General features: G+C 44.7%; 17 protein-coding genes. 14 read left to right on the top strand and 3 right to left on the bottom strand.

All coding sequences use genetic code 11. The features are described 5' to 3' along the window. Positions 1 to 27: 27 nt before the first annotated feature. The 7 genes from HRQ85_RS13685 to HRQ85_RS13655 are packed head-to-tail and all read left to right on the top strand — an operon-like array spanning position 28 to position 10,529. Positions 28 to 2,241 (top strand): TonB-dependent receptor, encoded by a 2,214-nt coding sequence (locus HRQ85_RS13685; protein ID WP_172379854.1) that lies wholly within the window; start codon positions 28 to 30, stop codon positions 2,239 to 2,241. 9 nt (positions 2,242 to 2,250) lie between these two features. Further along, a complete protein-coding gene (locus HRQ85_RS13680; protein ID WP_216655514.1) occupies positions 2,251 to 3,021 on the top strand; it encodes an ABC transporter ATP-binding protein in 771 nt (256 codons plus the stop codon). Then, entirely contained in the window at positions 3,018 to 3,974 is a 957-nt protein-coding gene (locus HRQ85_RS13675) for an ABC transporter substrate-binding protein (protein ID WP_172379853.1), read from the top strand. The genes HRQ85_RS13680 and HRQ85_RS13675 overlap by 4 nt, the downstream gene beginning before the upstream one ends. Beyond that, on the top strand, positions 3,967 to 5,898 hold the full coding sequence (locus HRQ85_RS13670) for an iron ABC transporter permease (RefSeq protein WP_172379852.1): 1,932 nt from the start codon (positions 3,967 to 3,969) through the stop codon (positions 5,896 to 5,898). Before HRQ85_RS13675 ends, HRQ85_RS13670 begins: the two co-directional genes overlap by 8 nt. Then, positions 5,885 to 6,460, top strand: coding sequence for a nitroreductase family protein (locus HRQ85_RS13665; protein ID WP_050647381.1), 576 nt, complete (start codon positions 5,885 to 5,887; stop codon positions 6,458 to 6,460). The genes HRQ85_RS13670 and HRQ85_RS13665 overlap by 14 nt, the downstream gene beginning before the upstream one ends. 32 nt (positions 6,461 to 6,492) lie before the next feature. Further along, positions 6,493 to 9,177 carry a GNAT family N-acetyltransferase gene (locus HRQ85_RS13660; RefSeq protein ID WP_172379851.1) on the top strand — a complete coding sequence of 895 codons (2,685 nt, stop codon included), beginning with the start codon at positions 6,493 to 6,495 and terminating at the stop codon, positions 9,175 to 9,177. A 26-nt stretch (positions 9,178 to 9,203) separates the two neighbouring features. Further along, entirely contained in the window at positions 9,204 to 10,529 is a 1,326-nt protein-coding gene (locus tag HRQ85_RS13655) for a lysine N(6)-hydroxylase/L-ornithine N(5)-oxygenase family protein (protein WP_216655513.1), read from the top strand. Positions 10,530 to 10,691: 162 nt separating this feature from the next. Here the strand turns inward: HRQ85_RS13655 and HRQ85_RS13650 are convergent, their stop codons facing one another. After that, positions 10,692 to 11,195: a GNAT family N-acetyltransferase gene (locus tag HRQ85_RS13650; RefSeq protein WP_172379850.1), complete on the bottom strand. Its 504-nt coding sequence runs from the start codon at positions 11,193 to 11,195 to the stop codon at positions 10,692 to 10,694. A gap of 298 nt (positions 11,196 to 11,493) precedes the next feature. Between HRQ85_RS13650 and aroC the strand changes: the two genes are divergently transcribed. Continuing rightward, positions 11,494 to 12,579, top strand: a complete 1,086-nt coding sequence (aroC, locus tag HRQ85_RS13645; protein ID WP_004734182.1) for a chorismate synthase — start codon at positions 11,494 to 11,496, stop codon at positions 12,577 to 12,579. A gap of 115 nt (positions 12,580 to 12,694) precedes the next feature. Here aroC and HRQ85_RS13640 read toward each other — a convergent pair whose 3' ends face one another. Next, positions 12,695 to 13,318 (bottom strand): trimeric intracellular cation channel family protein, encoded by a 624-nt coding sequence (locus HRQ85_RS13640; protein WP_004734183.1) that lies wholly within the window; start codon positions 13,316 to 13,318, stop codon positions 12,695 to 12,697. A gap of 299 nt (positions 13,319 to 13,617) precedes the next feature. Between HRQ85_RS13640 and HRQ85_RS13635 the strand changes: the two genes are divergently transcribed. From HRQ85_RS13635 to HRQ85_RS13625, 3 genes are all read left to right on the top strand, one after another. Beyond that, positions 13,618 to 14,148 carry an elongation factor P hydroxylase gene (locus HRQ85_RS13635; RefSeq protein ID WP_172379849.1) on the top strand — a complete coding sequence of 177 codons (531 nt, stop codon included), beginning with the start codon at positions 13,618 to 13,620 and terminating at the stop codon, positions 14,146 to 14,148. Positions 14,149 to 14,157: 9 nt separating this feature from the next. Then, positions 14,158 to 14,421, top strand: a complete 264-nt coding sequence (locus tag HRQ85_RS13630) for a YfcL family protein (RefSeq protein ID WP_172379848.1) — start codon at positions 14,158 to 14,160, stop codon at positions 14,419 to 14,421. A gap of 176 nt (positions 14,422 to 14,597) precedes the next feature. Next, the gene (locus tag HRQ85_RS13625; protein WP_050643037.1) at positions 14,598 to 15,119 is read left to right on the top strand and encodes an NADPH-dependent FMN reductase; all 522 of its coding nucleotides are present in this window, start codon (positions 14,598 to 14,600) and stop codon (positions 15,117 to 15,119) included. Positions 15,120 to 15,265: 146 nt separating this feature from the next. Here HRQ85_RS13625 and mnmC read toward each other — a convergent pair whose 3' ends face one another. Next, positions 15,266 to 17,416: a bifunctional tRNA (5-methylaminomethyl-2-thiouridine)(34)-methyltransferase MnmD/FAD-dependent 5-carboxymethylaminomethyl-2-thiouridine(34) oxidoreductase MnmC gene (mnmC, locus tag HRQ85_RS13620; RefSeq protein WP_172379847.1), complete on the bottom strand. Its 2,151-nt coding sequence runs from the start codon at positions 17,414 to 17,416 to the stop codon at positions 15,266 to 15,268. Positions 17,417 to 17,472: 56 nt separating this feature from the next. On the opposite strand from mnmC, the gene fabB reads away from it, so the two are divergent. From fabB to HRQ85_RS13605, 3 genes are all read left to right on the top strand, one after another. Beyond that, a complete protein-coding gene (gene fabB / locus HRQ85_RS13615) occupies positions 17,473 to 18,684 on the top strand; it encodes a beta-ketoacyl-ACP synthase I (protein ID WP_017062353.1) in 1,212 nt (403 codons plus the stop codon). Positions 18,685 to 19,167: 483 nt separating this feature from the next. Next, positions 19,168 to 20,301, top strand: a complete 1,134-nt coding sequence (locus HRQ85_RS13610) for a 4-phosphoerythronate dehydrogenase (protein ID WP_172379846.1) — start codon at positions 19,168 to 19,170, stop codon at positions 20,299 to 20,301. A 12-nt stretch (positions 20,302 to 20,313) separates the two neighbouring features. Further along, the gene (locus HRQ85_RS13605; RefSeq protein WP_017062350.1) at positions 20,314 to 21,327 is read left to right on the top strand and encodes an aspartate-semialdehyde dehydrogenase; all 1,014 of its coding nucleotides are present in this window, start codon (positions 20,314 to 20,316) and stop codon (positions 21,325 to 21,327) included. Positions 21,328 to 21,515 lie beyond the last annotated feature (188 nt).

Genomic DNA, 21,515 nt, shown 5'->3' with positions numbered 1-21,515 from the left:
TAATTAATAAGAATGGACACTAACGATATGAACACCACCACTCGATGCATGGCTAAGCTTAGCCCAATTGCGTTATTGGTTTTTGCTAACCTTGCTCACGCTTCTGATACAGAGACCATTGTTGTAACCGCTAATCGAGCTGAAACGGCTATTTCGGATGTTGCTGCAACCATGTGGGTTGTTGACCAGCAAGAGCTAGAAAAAGTCATAAATACTGGTGCAGATCTCAAGAATGCTCTTGGTCAACTTATTCCGGGCTTTGATTTTGGTAGTGACGCACGAACTAACTTCTCTCAGAATTTACGTGGTCGTACGGCTCTGTTTATGATCGATGGTGTATCGCTGAACTCAACACGAAACATTAGCCGCCAATTGGATAGTATTGATCCTTTCAATATTGCTCGAATTGAGGTGCTTTCAGGAGCCACTTCAGTATACGGTGCCGGTGCTGCTGGCGGTATCATCAACATCATCACGAAAAAAGCGGAGAGTGACGAGCTAACATTTGAAACGAGAGTTGGTGCATCTTCAGGCTTCAACAACAGTGATGATTTGGCAAAAGAAATTGCGGTTGCGGTTTCTGGTGGACATGGCGATCTGAAAGGCAGACTTTCAGTTGCGTATAGTGGAACTGGCGGTGTGTACGACGCAAATGGTGATATCGTTCGCCCTGATATTACTCAAACAGATTTGCAGTTCAATGACACAATAGATGTGATGGCCAACGCTGAATACTCGTTTGATGAGCAGCAAACACTGTCTGTTAGCGCTCAATACTACAATAGCGAGCAAGACTCGGAGTATTCTACTTATCTTGGAGCCAACTTGGGTGGTCTTTTCAATGCTTCATTGATCGAGACGCGTAAAGGCTTGCAACTGGATGAACAGCCAAACACAGAAAGATACATGGTTAATGCTCAATACAGTCATGCTGATGTGTTAGGTGGCCAATTGTTAGCTCAAGCTTACTACCGTGATGAGTCTATCCGTTTCTTCCCATTCCCAACGATAACGCGAGTCTCTCTATCGCCTTTGCCAGGTAACATATATCCGCTCTACGGTGCCTCTGAGCAGAACACATCAGTGTTTGGTGCGAAGTTAGCATTAATTAAACAGTTTGAGTCTGTCTCTGCCACATTTGGATTAGATGCTTCTCAAGAGTCGTTTGATGCTAGTCAGACTATCTATGATCAAGCAACGTCAGTGGGCTCAGGTGGCATGGTATTCGTACCTTCTCAAACTGCACAACGTTACCCAGATGTGGATAGCCGTTTCATTGCGTTATTTAACCAGTTAGAAATGGAAGTGACATCAGATCTTACCGTTAGTGGTGGATTCCGTTATGAGCGTATTGAGCACGAAATTGGTGACCATGTTGGGGTTCTACAACAACATCTAGCGCAGCTTGGGGTGTATTCAAACCCAGATTCAATTGCTGGTGGTAAGACCGATTATGACGAGTGGCTGTTTAACTTAGGCGCGGTTTACCATTTAAACAAGACATCACAAGTGTGGGCAAATGTATCTCAAGGTTTTGATGTGCCAGATCCAGCTCGCTTCTTTGGGCAAGGTCAATACGATGGTCCATATGGTGAAGGTTCGAATCTAGTCTCTTCGACATCAGTATCTAACACCGAACTTCAAGGGGTTAAAACAAATGCTCTAGAGCTTGGTTGGCGTATGTCCGAAGGTGACTTAGATGCTCAAGTTGCGTCATACATTTCACTTTCAGATAAAACAGTAGATTACGATCGCTCCACATTTGCGGTTGTTGTAGAAGACGATGACAAACGTATCTATGGTGTTGAAGGTCAAGCAGTATATAGCTTCACGGACAGTATCTACTCAGGTGTGAATGCTCACTATGTGAAGAGTGAAACTAAAGTTTCTGGTGACTGGAAAGATCTATCTGCTGCATCAGCGAGTCCTAGTTCCGGTAGTGTGTGGTTTGGTTTCGATAACCTTGAATACGGCGCAGAGCTGAGGATCAATAGCTTCATAAGCTACGAAGATGATGATGGCGAAAAGCTGGAGAGTTACACCCTTGCTAACGTGTCATCTTACATGGCATTACCGGTTGGTCAGTTAAACCTAGGCATTTCAAACCTGTTCAACAGAGAGTACGAGACGCTTTGGAGCCAGCGTTCGCAAATGCTTTACGGTGCGAGTGTTCCTGAAGAAATTTTCACTCACAACGGTCAAGGCACTACCTTCTCTGTTGCTTACAGCGCGACATTCTAGGGTGTGAATGTGCTGAAATTTAACGATGTTTCCCTCCAGTTAGGAGGGAAACCTATTCTCAAACCAATGAGCGGTGGGTTCCCTCAAGGATCTATCACCGCCTTGATTGGTCCTAACGGCTCAGGGAAATCGACACTTTTGTCGGTGTTGAGTCAATTACGACAACCTGACAGTGGAGAAATTCTACTTCGCGGTGATCAAGTCTCTAACTTGTCTCGAGCAAAGATCGCTCGCGAAATCGCTCTTATGCCACAGCGTAACCCAGTCCCTTCAACTTTATCCGTAGCAGACTTAGTCGCATTTGGTCGACATCCGCATCGCCCTTGGTATCGCCGTTTAGATGCGCAAGACAAAGAAGCCATTGATTGGGCAATTTCTGTGTCTGGCGTTGAACATTATCGAGACCGATTACTGAGCGGCCTTTCTGGTGGTGAATTGCAGCGTTGCTGGCTAGCGATGGTACTTGCTCAAGATACTCCACTTTTGCTGTTGGATGAGCCAACGTCTTGGTTGGATATCCATCACCAACAAGGGTTATTGGAGATTGTTAAACGACTCAATGAAGAGTTTGGTAAAACTATCATTTGGGTACTCCATGATTTGAACCAAGCCCTTCAATACAGCGACAGAGCCATGATGCTGCAAAATGGAGATTTAGTTGCTTCTGGTTTGGTCGATGATGTGATCACCGCAGAAAGAGTGAGTCATATCTATCAAACTCCAGTTCGTGATCACGATATCGATGGGCAGCGAATTTTGTGGACGGAGGTTCGTGCATGAGGCGTTTATCTTGCATCCTCATCTCAATCTTAACGGTCTTAATACCATCTGTTGTTTATGCAAATCAGCCTTTCATCGATAAAGAGGCGGCTTGCTTATCAACCTGTGTGAGTCTTAATCAGCCAGCTAAAAGGGTGGTGGCGTTAAACTGGTCTGCAGCAGAGATGCTTTTATCTCTTGGTATAAACCCCGTTGGTATTACTGAAGGAAGAGGTTATCGAAAATGGCAAACCAACAATCCGCAATTGCCAGAAGATGTTGTAGAAGTAGGCCGCCGCCAAGAACCAAACTTAGCGGTTATCGCGAACCTAAAGCCAGATTTGATCGTTGGATATGACTTTCGACATCAGCGCTTGTACCCGGTACTGAACCAGATCGCACCCACTCTGCTGTATCAGCAATTCCCAAGGTTAGATCAGCCGGAGTTTCGGTATTTCGAACAGGCTCAACAAATATTTTCCACTCTGGCCGTTGTAACAGGGACCGAGAGACAAGCGGCTCTGATGTTGGACGATATGGATAAAACTCTCGTCAAGTTGCGCAAAGCGATTAAAGAGTCTGGTCTTGCTGGGACTTCGGTAACCTACGGCAAATTTGTTGGCATGGGATATGGGCTACGAATTTTTTCTAACCACAGTTTGGCAGGCTCAGTTGCTGAACAGTTGGGTCTGAACTATCAGTGGCAGAGCACGTTGCCTGGTAAGGATTTTGTTCATCTTCAATTGGAACAGCTTCCGGGTGTTATTAATACTCATCTTCTACTCGCAGGTAATCAAACCGATAGTGAACGGATGACTCGTTCTCCGGTTTGGCCATACTTGCCCTTCGTCAAACAAAACGCATTCTCTGAAGTAGAACCACTTTGGAGCTTTGGTGGGCCTAAGTCGATTGAGCGAATGGCTAGAGTATTTACAAAGTCACTGCTGGATTGGAAGGAGAAGAGCAATGGTTAGATTTTTCAGCTGTTCATTGTTGGCATTGTCTCTCGTTGTCGCAGGTTACTTATATACGATTTCTCCTATCTCAGATCCGCAATTGAGCCAAGTGATGTTTGACGTCATTTGGCTCCCGACAGTTGGAATGGCGATTGTAACAGGGGCATTATTAGCCAGTTCTGGCGTATTAATTCAAGTATCGCTCGACAATGATTTTGCTTCTCCTTCGACATTAGGTGTTGCCTCTGGCGCTCTACTTGGCGCTGTTCTAGCAAGAGTATTTTATCCTGAGGGCGGACTCATCTTTGTCTGGTGTAGCGCATTTCTGGGCAGTGTTGCGATTGCCTTTCTTGTCGTTATGGTGGGTCGACTTATTGGTGGGGGAAAACTGCCAATAGTGTTAGTTGGTATGGCTATTGGTCTTGGTGCTGGCGCGGTTGCTTCTGTATTTTTGCTTTACTTCGAGCATGAAACGGATGGGCTGTTCCTATGGGGGAGTGGACAAGTTCTACAAAGCTCAGCCGAAGCATTTAAACAGTTTTCTTTACCAGCCTTGATTACGTTGGCTCTGAGTGTCCTCGTGCTGCCTAAGCTTTCACTGTTTCAGCTTGGTGAAACACATGCGCATGCATTGGGTTTATCAGTAAATCGTTGGCGTTGGGTGATTTTGCTCCTTGCTATTTCTCAAGCGGCTCTGGCAACTGCGATGGTTGGTATGATTGGTTTTATCGGGCTTATGGCTCCCCATTTGGCTCGTTATTTAACGGTGAACAAATACCAAGGTCGAAGTGTTACAAGCCTTTGGCTTCTATCCTTGGTGATTGGTGCGATGTTAGTGCTGCTGGCCGAATGGTGTTCAAGAAGCCTGCTGTTCTTAGGCTATCGATTACCAACCGGTGCTTTCGCGGCGCTTTTGGGCGCACCATTCTTCTTACTCCTTTTATTTGGAAAGAGTGGGCGAGCGCTTGCTGCTACAGAAGATCAAGTGATTGGTCTACGTCCATTGTTAAAGCTTTCACCAAGTCATGTGTTACTGGTTCTCGGTGTGATTCTTATAATGACAGTGGGTTACTGGTCTGAACCAAGTAATAATATTGGCTCTGATTGGGTGATGAGCAGGATTGTTTTAGCAGGACTTGCAGGCTTTGCATTGGCTTGCGGGGGGACTTTGCTACAAACATTATTCAGAAATCCGTTAGCAAGCCCTGATATTTCAGGGGTCAGTACCAGCTCAGTTTTAATGATCGCTTGTCTGCTGGTGGTTTTCCCGGGAGCCAGTCACAACATGATCGTTTTAGCCGGCCTAACTGGTGCTCTTGCCGTTATAGCGCTCCTTTTTTGGGGTCTCAAATCACAACTTAGCGTCTCTCAACTCGCGCTGTTTGGGATTGTCATTTCTGCATTTACTGGCACAGCCACTCACATCTTGTTGACTTTCGGTAGCACAACATCAACGGTCACTCTCATGTGGCTGTCTGGTACAACTTATGGCGCGTCTGCTGAAAGCATTATGCCTTTGGCTATTACGCTCGCTTTGTCACTTATTGTTATGGTTCCTATTCTACGAAGCCTAGACATCATGCCTTTGGGAGAAGTGATTCCTCAAGTCGTGGGGATTGCTCTTACCCCTTATCGCCTAGTGCTGCTCGGAGTTGCTGCTCTATTAACGGCGGTTGCAATATCAACTGTTGGTGCAATTAGCTTCGTTGGCTTGTTAGCGCCACATTGCGCGCGTCTATTGGGTTTATATCGTCATGTTCATCTGATTCCCGCCGCGGGTCTTACTGGTGCGTCTCTTTTAATTTGGGCTGACGGAATAGGACGCAGCCTTATGCCTCCTTCTGAAATAGCAGCTGGCTTGGTCGTGTCTATTTTAGGGAGCCTTTACTTCTTACTTTTACTACTAATCGGATATCGAAAACAACGTCATGGAATTGATTAAATTTCTTCAACAACGTGTCTCTTATCATGTTCATGAGTTATCTCTACCAGCTCCGGCTGGGTGTGATTTAGAGACCATACTGCAAACCGCAATGAGTACTCCAGATCATGGGAACCTTAACCCTTGGCATTTTCTAGTGATAGAGCATGAACAAGTTGAAGCACTGGTTGAACTATTGAGTGCCGCATGGGTTGCGTCTGATGTGAATGTAGATAAAGGGCAAGTCAAACGACTATCAAGTTATTTACGCCAAGCTCCGATGCTGGTGTTGGTCTCTGCAGAGATCAAACTACACAAAGAGATCTCACAACAAGATCAGATTCTTTCTGCGGCTGCAGCATGCCAAATGATACTCCTAGCAGCGGATGCGAGTGGTTACGGTGGCGTTTGGTATTCGACGGAAGCTGTTGACCTACCAAATGTGAAAGAACATCTGCACCTCAAGGAGAGTCATGTTCCTGTGGGTTTCTTGGTACTAGGTACACCTGCAGAAACACGTAAAAAGCGTAGACGGTGCGCAAAACCGCTGACATCAAAATGGTCGCCACAGACGACCTATTAAATAATGAAATGAATCCTAAGAGATAGAGTTAAATGACGCATTTACTTACGATGCAGCACTTCTTAAACAGCTTGCTGCTTGAAACATCTGAATATCAAATCAAGGACAACTGTATTCATGTTGATTTGAACAGTCATAGGCAATTAGAGATACCTCTCACCTATATATCAGCCTCAGGTCGTCATCGATATAGTGGAAAAGTACTGCTTCGAGAGCTAGATAAATTATCACAAATACCTTTTTCTCAAGCTGCTTCTTTGTTGGTTGATCGTTACTTCCCTGACGTTGATAAAGATAAAAAAGCGCTGTTTTTACAACGTGTTGAAAACTCAAATGATTATGTAAAGCGGGCATCTTCTGCATTGGCTTTGCGTCAATCTAGACATGATTTGCAAGGTTTTATCACATCAGAACAGGCACTTAGTGGTGGACACAGTATGCATCCGGCACCTAAGTGTAATGAGCCTCTGAACCAACAAGAGCAAGAAGCGTACTTACCTGAGTTCGCCGGTGAATTCGCCGTGGAATGGTTTGCCGTAAAAGAAGATAAGCTCGCTGGTGAATACGTTTCCGGGAGTTTGAAATATGAACTAAAAGAAATGTTTCTGAGCTGTCACACTCAAGGCGGTTCTTCATTACCAGATGCAGAATGGGTGCCAGTTCCCATGCATCCGCTCCAAGCAAGAGAGTGGCGAAAAGCACAAGCAAATTGTCAGGTTCTGCAGGCTTATACTCTTGATTTAGGTCTAAAGAGCGATGGGTGGACAGCAACATCTTCCTCACGTGCTATTTATCATCCGAATTGTAAATGGATGCTAAAGGTATCCTTACCGGTTCGTTTGACTAATTCTCTGCGTCTTATGACCGAGCCTGAAGCGAGGCGCGGGACTCAATTTAGTAAGTTGATGAAGACTGCTGCAGGGGAGGAATTAAAACAACGTTTGAATTTCGCCAATTTTATTGAAGAGCCTATGTGGTGTTCTATTGTCGGACAGGATCAAGCGGTCCTAGATCTACCGTTGGTATGCTTTAGAGTGAATCCTTTCTTTGTTGAAGCTGAACAAGCATCTGATTCTACCGCGAGTCGCTTCCACATGTTGGCAACACTAAACCAAGACGCAGTCGGTGATAAGACTAGTGAGCTTGAACAGTGGATTCGACAGTCTGCCCAAATCCAAGGACAAAGCCTTGAACTCGCAGCGAGGCACTGGATGAGCGCATTTATGGAAAAGGTCATTGCGCCAATCTGTGTCGCGCGTGCTGACTATGGCATTGTGATGCTTGCTCATCAGCAAAACTTAATGGTTGAAGTAGAGCAAGGTTTGCCTGTTGGCGTTGCGGTTCGAGACTGCCAAGGTTTTGGTTTAACGTCACTAGCAATGGATGTGTTCTCTGATGTTTTGGAGCGTGAGCAACCGGAATACTTTATGGAAGCTGGAGAGCTCAACCCTTATCACGCTTACTATGTTATTGGGAACTCTCTACTAAATACGATTGCGGCTATTGGCGCGCTAGGATTTATTGAAGAAACCGATTTATGGGCATTATGCCGCAATCAGTTTGACGCCTTATCCAAGCTAAATCCTAAAGATGACACTTTTTATCACTATATTCTTAACTCTCCAACCTTACGGTGGAAACGCAATTTTATGTGCTTCTTATCGGCGTTTAATGAAGCGACGATGAAAGATCCATCAATCATTTACTGCGAGGTCGCTAATCCACTTGTTTGGAAAGAGTCAGAAAATGAAGGCGTACGTATCCACAAACCACTTCCTTCAGGTCGAACTGTCACAATACTTGATCGAGAGAGTTCGGATGGGGCTTTGACTTTCAGTCTCATTGAATATGGCAAAGTAGTTGCTCAATTTAATGCGGAAAGAGAAGGTGGGAAGACTGGCGCTTTAACGTGCAACACAACTGACATCAATGATTCCATACTTTGGTGGAGTGCTGTTGAACACACGTTTTTCTCTATGGATCTGAATCGTATTAACGTGACCAATTGGCCAGGTGGAGAAAAGACGATTGAGTTCAGTGAGTTTTTAGAGTCAGCACCCATTTGGTTGCATACAGCTCAGGATTCGAACCCTCTTGTATTCACGACAGCAGAGAATGGTTCGACACACCCTGTTCGACCAGATCACCCTGAAGGTATCGTTTTTCAGCGATATTACTACCACTTGAAACGTACGGTTACCTTGAGAGTAATTGATATCGCTAGGGACTTAAACACATTCCACCGTTGGCACAATGAGCCTTCTGTTGCCCAAATGTGGGAGCTAGAGGGAGAGTTGTCGACACATCGAAACTATCTTGAGCAGCAAAAACAGGACAAACATGCCTACGGTGTGATCGGGGAGTTTGATGGTGTGCCTTTCGGCTATTTTGAAATCTACTGGGCAGCCGAAGACAGAATTGGTCCATTTTACGAATACGGATTGTTTGATAAAGGCGTGCATATGCTGGTGGGCAACTTAGCGTATAGAGGTCTTCCTTACTTTGATACTTGGGGAAGGGCAGTTGTTCAATACTGTTTCATGCAGGAACCAAGAATGGAGTCTGTGGTCGGTGAGCCAAGAGCCGATAACCATCGAGTGCTCAAGTTGAACTCGCGAGTAGGGATGAAAAAATTGTTTGAATTTGATTTTCCTCATAAACGTTCAGCGTTCATTTTGTGCGGTAGAAAACGCTTCTTTGAACAGTTTGCATTTTAGATATTTGGTATTGAAAAGGGAAAATAATGAATAACGATAACGAACGTTTCGAGATGGACATTATTTATGATGTGATTGGTGTCGGCTTAGGTCCATTTAACTTAAGTATTGCCGCTTTGGCTGCCCAACAACCTGAACTAAACACGCTATTTCTAGATAAGCGTTCTCACTTTGCATGGCATCCTGGGTTGCTACTGGACGATGCAAAAATGCAAACATCATTCTTAAAAGATTTAGTGACTGCGGTTGACCCAACTAGCCCTTACAGTTTTCTCAACTATCTAGTCTTGAACAGAAAGTTCTACCCGTTTATGGCTTCGGGACAGAACACGATAGGACGTTTAGAGTTTTCAGATTATATGGGTTGGGTGGCGAATCAACTACCCAATGTAAAATTTAGCCAAGAAGTCATTCATATTGAAAACAACGATGGTTTATTCAAGGTAGTAACGGAAAACCACATCTTTTATGCAAAAAACCTTGTCATGGGAACCGGTGTTGTACCAACCGTTCCTGAATGTGCAATGCTACACATGGGCGATGAGTGCTTCCATGCCAGTGAGCTGGCTTTGCGTGCTCCTCAATTTGAAGGTAAACGAGTTGCCGTGATCGGCGGAGGGCAAACGGGAGCAGATGTTTTCCAACATAGTTTTGATCAACAGTTCGGTGCGTTATCTGAGCTTCATTGGGTGTCGAGAAGAGCGAATATCGAGGTACTTGATGAAGGATGCTTTACTGACCAGTATTTCATGCCAGATTATGTGAATGGATTCTATCAACTTGATCAAAAAGTGAAAGATAGCGAAGTAGGGCGACAAAAGCTAACCAGCGATGGAATCACAAGCGAGTGCCTTCAGGGGATTTATCAGCGTTTGTACCATGATAAGTTTGTGTTGAGAAATAGACCATGGTGGAGCATTCAACCAAGCCGCTCCTTAATTGAGATGCAACGTGATAGCACAGGTTACCAATTGACACTTGAACATAGCTTAACAGGCGAAATATCACAGATTACAGCGGACGTTGTTGTGATGTGCACTGGTTTTAAGCGCGTAACACCAAGCTGTCTAAACGCGTTACATGAACAAATCAAATGGGATTATCATGGGCGTCCTAAATTGGCAGAAGACTTCTCTGTAGAATGGGACGGTGGGGAGCATAATCGTATATATATGGTTAATACTGGTATGGGAAGTCATGGTATCGCAGAGCCACAATTAAGCTTAGCTGCGTGGCGAGGTGCCAAAATACTCAACAGCATCGCACAGAAAAACCTCTACGACCCGGTCGAGCACACCTGTGTCGTTGATTGGGGATTAGAGCCTAGCAAGCCACAGAAAGAGCTCTGCTGATTTCGAGAAGGCCCTAAATTCTACGTAACTGTTCAAACTTAAGCCTTTCATGCGAATGAGAGGCTTGTTTGGTATGTTAACTGGGGAGGTAAGTGCCACTAAACTAGAGGAATCTTCTCAATCTATAAAAACGAGTACTTATACTGCGTCTGCCGCTTTCAGCTAAACCATCACGACCTCTGGAATAAATCGAAGGCCTAACATCGTACACCCATCTTCTAAGTAACTATCCGTCACCACGTCGAAACCGAATTTACCATAGTAGTCTTTAAGGTGCGCTTGTGCCGAAATGAAAATTGAGCAGTCAGGGTAAATCTTTCGAGTTGCATCAAAACTCACCTGCATGAGTTGGTTACCTATTTGTTTGCCTCGATAGCCCTTCGCGACAATCACTCGTCCGATACAAACATCGTTGGCGTCTGAATCGAGCAGGGGAAGAACATCGGTTGGATACCCAAGTTTCTGAGCCATAATTCGACTGTAAGCCACTAAGTGTCCGTTCTCGTAGCCCATGACGTGATAAGTCTCCGGATGGTTATCTTTGCCATCCAAATCGCTGTAGGGCGTGTTCATATCCACGATAAAAATATCAACTCTTTGCTGCAAGAAATCATAGAGCTCTTGAACAGACAGATCTGCGAACTTTTTAACTCTCCACTCAATCATTATTTTTCTCCTTATTATTGTGGGCTACAACATAGAGAGTATTTGAAGTGACTTCATTAACCTTTGTTAATTGGACAATGTTACTGGTGAAAATAGCCACTTCAAAGCGACGCTCATTTCTCCTCGTCATTCATTTCATTCGGCTCATGTAATAGAAAGTTAAAATTGTTCGTTTTTTGGGGTTTACATCATTTGGTAATAAAGCCACTATGAATTCACGAAGAATAGACAAGTAAAGCTATTCGTCAGTGGGTTTAGGAATCAAACCTTCTGCTCAATAGCTGATTTAGAGGAAGTAATGGCAGGAAACAGTATCGGACAACATTTCCGCGTGACCACGTTCGGAGAAAGTCACGGTATCGCACTAGGATGTATCGTAGATGGGTGCCCACCAGGATTAGAAATTACCGAAGCAGACCTTCAAAGAGATTTGGATCGTCGTCGCCCTGGTACTTCTCGCTATACAACGGCTCGCCGTGAAGCGGATGAAGTGAAAATCTTATCAGGTGTATTTGAAGGCCAAACTACGGGCACTTCTATTGGTCTATTGATTGAAAATACAGACCAACGCTCTAAAGACTATTCCGAAATTAAAGACAAGTTCCGCCCTGGACACGCTGACTATACGTACCATCAAAAGTACGGTGTGCGTGATTACCGAGGTGGTGGTCGTTCTTCAGCTCGTGAAACTGCAATGCGTGTAGCGGCAGGTGCAATTGCGAAGAAATACTTAAAACAAGAATTTGGTGTTGAAATCCAAGCTTACCTTTCTCAAATGGGTGATATCTCAATTGATAAAGTGGATTGGAACGAGATTGAAAACAACGCTTTCTTCTGTCCAGATGCCGACAAAGTACCGGAATTTGACCAACTGATTCGTGACTTGCTAAAAGAAGGCAACTCGATCGGTGCGAAGATTCAAGTTGTTGCGACGAAAGTGCCTGTAGGCCTTGGTGAGCCAATCTTTGATCGTCTAGATGCAGACATCGCGCACGCTCTAATGAGCATCAATGCGGTGAAAGGTGTTGAGATTGGTGATGGTTTTGATGTGGTTAATCAACGCGGTAGTGAACACCGTGATCCATTAACTCCAGAAGGTTTCAGCAGCAACCATGCTGGCGGTATCTTAGGTGGTATTTCTACTGGTCAAGATATTGTGGCAAGCATTGCGCTTAAACCAACATCAAGCATTACCGTTCCTGGTGACACGATCACTAAAGACGGTGAAGCAACGCAGTTAATCACTAAAGGTCGTCATGATCCATGTGTGGGTATCCGTGCTGTGCCGATAGCAGAAGCGATGTTAGCGATTGTATTGCTTGATCACTTACTACGTCACCGTGGTCAAAACTTTGGTGTGACAACTGAAACGCCAAAAATCTAGTTCTGCTTCGTTTTATTCAGAACAGATTTGAAGCTGATTTGATAGAAACAAAAAAAAGGGTTGCTTCGTAATGAAGCAACCCTTTTTATATTGTGCGTAATTGAGAATATATTATCTAATGTACCGAGCTTTCCGGATCAAGCTGGAACGAAGGTAAACGCCACTTGAATCGCACGGCCGCCATGCGCAGCAAGTAACCAACCACAAGCGTAACAATCGTCGCGGTTACGTCGTTGATGCCAAGCTCAAGCAAACCTAGGTATAAACCTGAAGCGACAAGTGCGACAGATGCATACAGCTCTTCATGCAATACCAATGGTGTTTGACGACAGATAAGATCTCGCAGCAAACCACCAAAGACACCGGTGACTAGCGCAGACACCATGCAGATCATTGGGTGCAGACCCATGGTCATCGCTACCTTAGTACCAATGATACTGAACACGATAAGCCCTAGTGCATCCAAACGAATGAATAGCCCTTTGAGCTTGATTACCCATTTAGCCAGTCCTGTTGTGATAACACCTGCGATACAGGTGATCGCTAGATACTGAGGGTTCTCAACCCAACCTAAAGGGTAATGGCCAAGTAAGATATCTCGTACTGTACCGCCGCCAATTGCCGTTGCACTGGCAACCAACATTACACCAAACCAATCCATTTTTTGTTTGCCAGCACTGAGAGCGCCGGTCATGGCTTCTGCCGTGATGCCAATGATATACAAAACACTTAGTAGCATTGCTGTAGCTCTATAATATAGGTCTATAAATTGGAGTCTTATAGGCCTTAGTGATATAAAAATGAAGCGCGAGTGTAGTAGTAAAAACGCTGATTGACGAATGAATATTTGTACCGTGAATGGGCATTTCAGATTAGCTAAACTAATCATTCACCTCAAAGTAGTGTAATCTGGGATCAGCAATCGATTGTCACGGTAAAGTATTGGGGTCAACCTAAAGCCATTGCCCGTGATAGGGCTTTACCGAGCGCTGAAAAAAACGCAAAATGCCCCAGTTCTTTTTACTTAAATTTTATTTTATGACGCACCAATACTCAGACATCATCGATATTTTCAATCAAACCTTTTTCGAGAGCTACAATACCAAGCTCGAACTGGGTGCAGACGAGCCTATTTACCTGCCAGCCGATGAACAGGTTTCTCATCACCGTATCGTATTTGCTCGCGGCTTTTACGCATCTGCCCTTCACGAAATAGCACACTGGTGTGTCGCTGGGCCTGAGCGTCGTTTGTTGGAAGATTTTGGCTATTGGTATGAGCCTGATGGTAGAACTGAGGCGGTTCAAGCTGAGTTTGAAAAAGTAGAAATTCGCCCACAAGCGTATGAATGGATCATTGCGATGAGTGCGGGCTTTCCTTTTAATGTCAGCTGTGACAATCTACACGGCGATTTTGAGCCAGATCGTTTGGCTTTTATGAATAAAGTACACAGTGAAGTCATGGGTATCTTTGAAGCTGGTCTTCCGCCTCGCGTGAAAATGCTCTCTGAAGCATTACGCAGCTTCTACGATGTAGAACCTTTATGTACTAGCCAATTTATTGTGAAATAAGAGAATATTATGATTATCGAATTTGAAGAAAAACTACTTGAAGTAATTGATGCTCGCATTGAAAACGCATCAGACGATGAACTGTTTGCTGGTGGTTACTTACGTGGTCATATTTCTTTTTCTGTGGCTTCATGTGAAGAAGAAGGCATTGAAGATGTGGCTGAAGTAAAAGCTCGTATTGAGCAGAGCCTAGACGACGCTCGCTCTGAACTAACGCCAGCAGACCGCACCATCGTTAATGACCTTTGGGTTGAGCTACAAAACCAAGCTTAATCTCGATATATTGACACTATCCGCTCAGTCCCTTCTTTTTCATTTTGCTGAGCGAACTGGTTTATTTGAGACTCGTTCGAAATTTTTGAATGAGTCCGTTCATTTCTTGTGATGGTTCCATTTTCTTACTACGTTATTCTAATCCCACTTAACGGAATTACAGAAAAGGTCACATCATGAAAGTTATCGCATTTGGCGCAAGCACAAGTTCTACCTCAATCAACAAAACACTAGCAACTTACGCAGCAAACTTGATTGAAGGTGCTGAAGTTAAAGTCCTAGACATCAACGATTACAATGTTCCTATGTTCAGTGAGGACACTGAAAAAGAGATTGGCCAAGCGGAAGGCGCTCAAGCATTCTTGCGCGATCTAGCTGAAGCTGATGCGTTTGTTATCTCGTTCGCAGAACACAATGGTCACTACCCAGCAGCGTATAAAAACCTATTTGATTGGGCGACACGCATTGAGCGTTCAGTATTTGGCGAGAAGCCGGCGGTTTACCTAGCGACTTCACCGGGCCCTGGCGGCGCACAAACGGTACTTGGCGCAGCAACAGGTTCTGCACCTTACTTCGGTGGCAACGTGCAAGCGTCAGTTTCAGTACCAAGTTTCTACGATAACTTTGATTTTGAATCTGGTTCTATCAGCAACGAAGAGATCGCTCTACAGATTAAAGGCGCGGTTGCTAAGCTGTAAATACAGCTTCGTTTAGAACATCAGTTTAGAGCAACACGAATAACAAAAAGCCCGAGCGACACAATGTCGTTCGGGCTTTTTAGCTTTTAACTTATTAGTTTCAGATATTCAGATATTTCAGATGTTCAGAATAGCTGAACTAGAAACTACGGCTTTGATTTAGAATGCTTGTCAGCAACCCATCCAGCCGTTAATGCCTTACCTTTACGCAGTCTGCGTACCCACATTCGACTTGGGTGAATCGCCTCAAGCACATCAACAGGCAAGGGTAGCGGATCGCCACAGATCTGTGATGCTAATACTTCAGCCAATAATGGTGCAGAGCTCAAGCCACGTGAGCCTAGCCCGATAAAGCAGTATAGGTTAGGGAAGCTTGTTACCGTTTCAACATCCTCAACCGAGTCACGCTGCGGGTTGAAGTTGTGCAGGTCTTGGTACTGCTCCTTAATGGCTTCAAAGTCACCAACGTTTCCGACAAACGGGAGATGATCGCGGCTTACACTACGGATACCTTGGCGAGCTAAGTTGTCACTGGTGTCGACATCTTTTGTCCATGCTTGGTCTGGTAGCGACCCGTGTAGGCGCTCACCATTGTGCTGCTGAACCTCAATATCAAACTCTTGGTCGATATTGGTTTTGTCGTAGTTCGCACCAATACAGTGGTGACCATTGTTTGGGTTCTGTGGCGTCAGGTAGCCATCAAAGCACAACACGGTTTTTAGTTTACTGAGATTTTCCGTGGTCGGAATATGGCTCACTTGGCCTTTAACCGGAGTCAGTGGCACTGGCTGAGTTTGTTCAAACTGAGTGAACTTGTGTCCGTTCGCGACAACTACTTGGTCGTGCTTGGTTTGAATCTCACCTTGAGGTGTCTCAATCGTCAGTAACCATTGTTGTTCAACTTCGATCCACTCAAGTTGCGTTACTTGATGTTGATAGTGCGCGCTTACTTTGTTGTTCTCTTCTAACTTGCCAATCAAGCCTTGAGTCAGTTGAAGAGGGCTTAACCAGCCGCCCAACGGAAAGTAAACACTCTCTTTATCTACCGGTAAGCCAATTTTTTCGTTGGCTTGCTCTGGCGATAAACGCTGAATCAGGTCGGTGTGGAAGTTGCCTTCCAACATGCGGTTGAGCTTTTTAGTGGAGCCTTGATCCCACATCAAAATGTTCACTCCGCACCAGTTGTGATCAAATTGGATAGACTGAGCCGCTTGATTAATAAATTGACGAGCAAACAGTAATCCTGGGCCAAACACGCGAGACACGTTCGAGGTCGCTTCACTCAATAACGGGTAAATCGCTCCTTGGTTGTTACCCGAGGCATTGCCCGCAGCTTGTGGGTGTTCACAATAAAGGGTGATGTTTTTACCACGACGGCTTAGCGTTTTGGCTAATGCAGCACTGGCGACACCCCCACCAATGATCGCAATGTCTTGTGATTCACTGTGTTGAGAAAGGCCATACCAAGGTTTGATGTTGGTATGAGCGTGCTTTTCGCCAAGTCGGCCGGCGATCATTTCTCGCTTAGTACCAAAGCCTTTGACCTTTTTCATTTCAAAGCCAGCTTCAATTAAGCCACGGCGAACAAAGCCGGCAGCGGTGAAGGTGGCGCAGCTACAATCTTGCTTAGCGAGCTTGGCCATGCCGTTGAACAGGTTTTGATTCCACATCTCTGGGTTCTTGCTCGGAGCAAAACCATCTAAGAACCAAGCATCAACCAAACCTTCACGTGGGGTTGGTACGTTAGGCATGCAATCTTTAATATCGCCAAACCACAAATCAAGCGTGATTGCACCGTCGCCCAGCACAATGCGGTGACACTCAGGTAGAGCGATAGGGTAGTGTTCTTGGAGTTGCGTCGCATACTCGGCTAATTCTGGCCACGATTGGTGTGCTTTGATGAGATCCTCTTTATTTAAAGGATATTTTTCAAAACTGATGAAATGTAACTCTTTGGTCATCGCTTGTGGGTTATCTTTAAGAAAAGCATCGAACCATTGCCAAACGGCAAGAAAGTTCAAACCTGTGCCAAAGCCGGTTTCAGCAATCACAAAGCGGCGTTGTTCATGTTCAAGCCAACGCTCTGGAAGGTGGTTTTGCTTTAAAAAGACGTAGCGAGTTTCTTCTAAACCGTTAACATTGGAGAAGTAAACGTCGTCAAATTGGTCTGAAACTGGCGTGCCAGACTCATTCCATTCCAGTTCTGCATTAGTAATTGAAGTCATAAAATCTATCATTTTGTGATTTGAAGCGATATGTTGGTAGGGATTGTACGAATTTCTAGGAAAGCTGACCACTTTTGTTAGGCTTCTTAGTTATCATCTAGCTGAATTTAGAATTATAGGAATGTCACATGAAACGAGTCGTAATCACCGGTATGGGTATTGTTTCAAGTATCGGTAACAACGTCGAAGAAGTTTTAGCATCACTGAAAGAGGGTAAATCTGGTATTACCGCTTCAGAGCAGTTCAAGGAAAATGGCTTGCGCTCTCAAGTATGGGGTAACCTAAAAATGAACCCTGCTGACCATATCGATCGCAAAAAAATGCGCTTTATGGGTGATGCAGCGGCATTCGCTTATCTTTCAATGGAGCAAGCAATTGCTGATTCTGGTTTAACTGAAGATCAAGTATCTAATGACCGCACGGGTATCGTTGCGGGTTCAGGTGGTGCTTCATCTCTAAACCAAGTAAACGCGGTAGACATCATCCGTGAGAAAGGCGTGAAGCGCGTTGGTCCATACATGGTGCCACGTACAATGGCTTCTACGGTTTCTGCTTGTCTAGCAACTCCTTTCAAAATCCGTGGTGTGAACTACTCTATGAGCTCTGCATGTGCGACATCTGCACACTGTATTGGTCACGCAATGGAGCTTATCCAACTTGGTAAGCAAGACGTTGTATTCGCTGGTGGCGGTGAAGAACTGGATTGGTCTCTGACTATGATGTTCGACGCAATGGGTGCACTTTCTACTAAGTACAACGACACGCCAGAACTGGCTTCTCGTACCTACGATGCAGACCGTGATGGTTTCGTTATCTCTGGTGGCGGCGGCATGCTAGTTATCGAAGAGCTTGAGCACGCTGTTGCTCGTGGCGCGAAAATTTACGGCGAGATCGTAGGTTACGGCGCAACTTCAGATGGCTACGACATGGTTGCTCCTTCTGGTGAAGGTGCGGTTCGTTGTATGAAGATGGCAATGCAAAACGTTGATGGCGTTGACTACGTGAACACTCACGGTACTTCAACTCCAGTTGGCGACGTGAAAGAACTAGGCGCTATCCAAGAAGTATTTGGTGGCAACAGCCCAGCAATTTCTGCAACTAAAGCGATGACAGGTCACGCTCTAGGTGCTGCTGGCGTACACGAAGCAATTTACTCAACGCTAATGCTAGACAACGGCTTTATCGCTCCAAGCATTAACGTTTCGAACCTAGACGAAGCTGCTGCTGGCCTAGACATCGTAACTGAAGCTCGTGATCAAGAGCTAACAACGGTTATGTCTAACAGCTTTGGTTTCGGCGGTACGAACGCAACGCTAGTAATCAAAAAGTACCAAGCTTAACTTAAGCTTGAGTTACAGAGACAAGGTTAATCGTTAAAGGGTTGCGCTAGTGCCGATTCAACACGCACAGGTCACCCAGTAATAATGACCATCAGAACAAAGTTTTTAGACGTAGGTTGGTAAACGTGTTTTTTAAACATAGTTTTTAAATCTGGGTTTAGAGATTGAAAGGTTTCCAGAGCTTGACCAGTACTGACTTTAGTTAGTACTGGTTGAACAGACGCAAGACTCTGTCTCCTGGAGAGCGAGATAGGATCCTTTTGTTCTGGATGTTTGCCCGATTGTTTATTCAATCGGGCATTTTTCGTTTTAGCCGTTTGATATTTGGGTATGGAATCTTATGCCTGTTGTTTGTGCAGACTCAGTGATTCAGCCCTTTATTTATAATGTATTCCAATTGCTACTCGACACCGTGTGTGGAATTTTGCACAATCATTTCAATTCACATTTAGGTCGATAGACCCCAACAAAAGTACTCGCCAAATGAAAATCTTAATCGACGAAAATATGCCTTACGCTGAAGCGCTTTTTAGCCAGCTAGGGGAAGTGACAATGAAGTCTGGTCGCACATTAACAGCTGACGACCTAGTTGACGTAGACGCATTGATGATTCGCTCTGTTACCAAGGTAAACGAGTCATTGATCAGCAAGGCCAATAAGCTGAAGTTTGTCGGTACTGCGACGGCTGGTATGGATCACGTTGACCAAGAATTGATGAAAGAGCGTGGCATTTTCTTTACTGCGGCACCTGGTTGTAACAAGGTGGGTGTTGCTGAGTACGCGTTCAGTGCGATGATGGTGCTTGCGCAGCAACAAGGCTTCTCTGTTTTTGATAAAACGGTTGGTATTATCGGCTGTGGTCAAGTGGGCAGTTACTTAGCGAAGTGCCTAGAAGGCATTGGTATTAAAGTTCTGCTGAACGATCCTCTAAAACAACAAGAGGGTGACACTCGCGAATTTACTGATTTAGAGGCTCTGCTTGAGCAATCAGACGTTATTACATTACACACACCGATCACTAAGACAGGTGAGTTTCCAACGCATCACTTAATCAGTGAGCAAGTGCTGAACAACTTACGTGCTGATCAAATTCTGATTAATGCAGCTCGCGGTCCTGTGGTTGATAACCAAGCGCTAAAAGCTCGCCTGCAAAAAGCCGATGGTTTTACTGCAGTGCTTGATGTGTTTGAGTTTGAACCTGAAGTCGACTTTGAGCTTCTTCCGTTACTCGCTTTTGCAACGCCTCACGTAGCGGGCTACGGTTTAGAGGGTAAAGCGCGTGGTACCACGATGATCTTCAACAGTTATTGTGAGTTTTTAGGTACTGAACAGCGTGCGTATGCAAGTGACTTATTGCCGACAGCGCCTGTACCTCAAATGAAATTAGATAGAGCTTGGGATGAAGCAACACTGCACAATTTGACTCAGTTGATCTATGATGTGCGCAAAGACGACGCCTTATTCCGTCGCAATATCGCTACGCCGGGTTCTTTTGACAAGATGCGTAAAGAATATTGGGACCGCAGAGAGTACAGTGCAGTCGAGTTAACGGGCGACGAATCTTGTAATTTAACGCCGTTATCTAAACTCGGTTTTATGGTAAAGCCAACTTTATAAAAGAGAGAAACAATGAGCCAAGAATTTAATATTGCTATTTTAGGTGCGACTGGTGCGGTTGGTGAAACCATTCTTGAAGTACTTAAAGAGCGTAAATTCCCTGTCGGTGAAATGCACTTACTAGCAAGTGAACGTAGTGAAGGCAAAACTTCCCGTTTTAACGGCAAAACAATACAAGTACAAAACGTAGAAGACTTCGATTGGTCTCAAGTACATATTGCGTTTTTCTCTGCAGGTAGCGAGCTTTCAGAGCGTTGGGCTCCAATTGCGGCTGATGAAGGTGTGGTTGTTATCGATAACACATCACGTTTCCGTTACGAATACGATGTTCCTCTGGTTGTGCCTGAAGTGAACCCTGAAGCAATTGCTGAATTCCGTAATCGCAACATCATTGCGAACCCTAACTGTTCTACTATCCAAATGGTTGTAGCACTAAAACCAATTCACGATGAAGTGGGCCTTGAGCGTATTAACGTTTCAACTTACCAATCAGTGTCTGGTGCAGGTAAGCCAGGTATCGATGAGCTAGCGGGTCAAACGGCTAAGCTTCTTAACGGCATGCCAGCTGAAAATTCAGCGTTCTCACAACAGATCGCTTTCAACTGTATTCCTCAAATCGATGAATTTACAGAGAACGGCTACACGCGTGAAGAGATGAAGATGGTTTGGGAAACTCAAAAAATCTTTGCTGACTCTTCAATCACAGTGAACCCGACTTGTGTTCGCGTACCGGTATTCTACGGTCACGCAGAATCTCTACACATTGAAACTCGCGCACCAATCGGTGCAGAGCAAGTGGTTCAGCTTCTAGAGAACACAGAAGGTGTAGAAGTATTCCAAGCGCTAGACTTCCCAACTCAAGTTCGTGATGCAGGTGGTAAAGACCACGTAATGGTTGGTCGTATTCGTAACGACATCAGCCATCACAGCGGCGTGAACATGTGGGTTGTCGCTGATAACGTTCGTAAAGGCGCAGCAACAAACGCAGTTCAAATCGCTGAAGTTCTGATTCGCGATTACTTCTAAGCTTTATTGCTTTGATAAACAAGCCTCACTCTTTAGTGGGGCTTTTTTAATCGATTAAAAATATTGTTAGTCAAATTGTGTGAAATTGCTGCGAATATTGTTGCTGCAACACATTTTTTGTTTTCATCTCTATAGTTTTACGTCATTTATCCGATATATTTAATAGATCATCACTTTTCCGAATTTAA

It is taken from the genome of Vibrio sp. Vb339, assembly GCF_902751245.1.
GTDB classification, from domain to species: domain Bacteria; phylum Pseudomonadota; class Gammaproteobacteria; order Enterobacterales; family Vibrionaceae; genus Vibrio; species Vibrio coralliirubri.
Note: the sequence above shows the minus strand (reverse complement) of the source record. Positions and strands in the feature narration are given on the sequence as shown.